The 324-nt window shown below is 51.2% G+C and carries 1 rRNA gene; it reads left to right on the top strand.

The features are described from left to right. Positions 1 to 324 (top strand): 23S ribosomal RNA (locus CVN76_RS00490); the annotation flags it as partial.

The following is a 324-nucleotide window of genomic DNA, read 5'->3' as shown; positions in this document are numbered from 1 at the left end:
ACTGAAACATCTAAGTACCCGGAGGAAGAGAAAGCAAACGCGATTTCCTGAGTAGCGGCGAGCGAAACGGAATTAGCCCAAACCAAGAGGCTTGCCTCTTGGGGTTGTAGGACACTCAACATGGAGGTACAAAGGAACGGGGTAAATGAAGCGATCTGGAAAGGTCCGTCAAAGAAGGTAAAAACCCTGTAGTTGAAACTTCGTTCCCTCCTGAGTGGATCCTGAGTACGGCGGGACACGAGAAATCCCGTCGGAAGCAGGGAGGACCATCTCCCAAGGCTAAATACTCCCTAGTGACCGATAGTGAACCAGTACCGTGAGGGA

This window comes from Bacillus sp. mrc49 (assembly GCF_002803435.1).
This window is presented reverse-complemented; position numbering and strand designations above follow the sequence as displayed.